Annotated in this window: 3 protein-coding genes; all 3 read right to left on the bottom strand. The window is 53.9% G+C overall.

The window, feature by feature from the left end:
• Positions 1 to 73 precede the first annotated feature (73 nt).
• From JJU14_RS16510 to JJU14_RS16500, 3 genes are read right to left on the bottom strand one after another with little or no spacing between them, the layout of a single operon-like run.
• On the bottom strand, positions 74 to 1603 hold the full coding sequence (locus JJU14_RS16510) for an IS66 family transposase (RefSeq protein WP_228614810.1): 1530 nt from the start codon (positions 1601 to 1603) through the stop codon (positions 74 to 76).
• Between the two features lie 49 nt (positions 1604 to 1652).
• Positions 1653 to 2000: an IS66 family insertion sequence element accessory protein TnpB gene (tnpB, locus tag JJU14_RS16505; protein ID WP_228614809.1), complete on the bottom strand. Its 348-nt coding sequence runs from the start codon at positions 1998 to 2000 to the stop codon at positions 1653 to 1655.
• Complete coding sequence (locus JJU14_RS16500) at positions 1997 to 2371, bottom strand: transposase (protein WP_228614808.1); 375 nt, start codon at positions 2369 to 2371, stop codon at positions 1997 to 1999. The genes tnpB and JJU14_RS16500 overlap by 4 nt, the downstream gene beginning before the upstream one ends.
• Between the last annotated feature and the right edge of the window lie 82 nt (positions 2372 to 2453).

Raw genomic sequence — 2453 nt, 5'->3', positions numbered from 1 at the left:
GTAAGCGTCCGGCGATCACAGGTTGATACTCTAATTTAAGTGTCCACTTAATTTTTAGTGGACACCTAATCCTTTAAATCGCGTCATCCGGTTGAGGGGTTAAGTCGATGTTCCAGGGCAGCAGCTCATCAATGCGGTTGATGGGATGATTGCCGATGCGCTTGAGTACCGCCGTCAGGTAGTCATTCGGGTTGATGCCATTGAGTTTGGCGGTGCCGAGCAGCGAGTACATCACGGCTGCGCGCTCTCCACCAGCTACTGAGCCTGCAAACAGGTAATTTTTCCTGCCAAGAGCAATGGGCCGCAACGAACGCTCTGCACTGTTGTTATCCAATTCAGCATACCCATTATTCACATAGGCCACCAGCGCATCCCACTGTTTCAGGGCATAGTGGATGGCCTTGGATATCGGCGAGCCTTTCGATAAGGTGCGCAAGGTCGCCTGCAACCAGGTATGGAAGCGCTCAAGGATAGGCTTGGCTTGTGTGCTCCGGAGCTGTTGGCGTTCATCCGGTGGTTGGCCGCGAGCCTGCTTCTCAATCGCATACAGCGATTGGATGGTCGCGATGGCTTCATCAGCGATAGGTGAAGGGCCTGTCTGGGTAATGTCGTAGAACTTACGGCGCACGTGCGCCCAGCACCCATGAGGTGTGACTTGCTGCTTGTACAACTCGTTGTAACCCGCGTAAGCATCGGCCTGCAGTGAGCCTCTGTACCCCTTTAAGTGTGCTGTGGGATGGATGCTTTTGCGGTCTTCACTGTATTGGAGCCAAACCGCTGGTGGTGTGGTATCACCCCAAGGGCGACCATCGCGCACATAGGTCCAGTAACGGCCAGTCTGAGTGCGGCCTTTCCCCGGTGATAGCGTCGGTGCGGTGGTATCATCTGCGTGTACATGCTGAGCAGCTTTGACATGGCGCCCAAGCGCATCGGCCAGTGGCGTGAGTAAAGCGCCTGTTTGTCCTACCCAATCAGCCAAGGTCGAACGCTCGATATCAATGCCTTCACGCCCCATCCGCTCAGCCTGGCGGTACAGCGGCTGATGGTCGAGGTATTTATCCACGATGACTTGGGTGAGTAATGCCGCGCTGGCCAGTCCCTTTTTAATCACACGCTCAGGTGCCTGCCCTTGCACCAAGGTATCGCAATGCTGGCAGCTGAACTTTGGGCGAACAATGCGAATAACCCGGTACGATGCCGGTACCACATCCAGCATTTCCGAGACATCATCACCCATGTGGGTTAGTTGTCCCTCGCATGCAGGGCACTGGCATGGCGCTTCAACACGCTTTTCCTCACGTGGAAGCGCTGCGGGGAGCGAGACCCGGCGACGTGGTACAGCTTTTTCTTCTGGAGCCTGGTCGGTGAGCTTTGGGATAACTGCAGTTTGCATCTCCAGCTCTTCAAGCTGCAATTCCAACTGATGGATTTGCTTGTCGATATGTTCGGATGAGCGCCCGAAACGGGCGCGTTTTAACACGGCTAATTGATGGCGTAGTGTGGCAATAACGGTATCTTGCTGGGCAAGCGTTGCCTGCAGTTGAAGGATAATGTCCTGCAACTGTTTCGGGTCTTGTGGTAAGGGAGATGCCATCGTTTTCATGCGTTGCATGATACCATAAAATGACAGCTAACTCATTGATTAAATGCAGTTATGCTGCATTTTTTGGCGTGTTTTTTCGAGCAGGTGGACGCCAATCCAGCCCCTCCAGCAACAATGCCAGTTCGGCTTGCGTTAAGTGCACAGCACCGGTTTTTGCAGTGGGCCACACGAAGCGCCCCTGCTCCAGGCGCTTGTAAAACAGACACAACCCCTGTCCATCCCACCAGAGCAATTTCACCCGATCTCCACGCCGACCACGAAAGACAAACACATGGCCACTAAACGGGTCTTTCTGCAACACATGCTGTGCCATGGCCGCCAGGCCATCAAAGCCCTTGCGCATATCGGTGTACCCAGCACACAGCCACACGCGCAACTCATGGGAGAGCGTAATCATGACAACGCCGCCACCAAGTGCTGCAACATACCCGGTGTCGCTTCGTGCAACATCAGTTGATGGCCACTACGAAACGACACCGTTATTGCAGGCTTCGGCGTTGTCTGTGGTGCCTCTGCAGGCTGAGTAATGACCGGGAGAAATGGCATCGGTGCCTGTGGTTTCTCAAGCTCCCCTTTGACGCGCTTTACCCACAAAGCATCCCCGATGCTGGCTTCACGCACCCAGCGAAAAACTTGATTGGTATTCACATCGTATTTGCGCGCTAACTCGGATACAGACAGTGAGCGCTCTTCTGCTTGCTGTACAATCTGCCATTTGAATTCCGGCGAAAAGACCCGGCGCTGCTCAGGTTGTTTGGCTAAGGTCATGCATTTCTCTCACGGTTTTTACAGTGAAAGGTATGATGCGTGATCAGTCAGCAAATAAAAGATGTGATCGCCGGACGCTTAC

Origin of the sequence: Alkalimonas sp. (assembly GCF_020831925.1) — a bacterium.
Lineage (GTDB): Bacteria > Pseudomonadota > Gammaproteobacteria > Enterobacterales > Alteromonadaceae > Alkalimonas.
The sequence above is the reverse complement of the archived record's forward strand: the minus strand, read 5'-3'. Positions and strand labels throughout refer to the sequence as shown.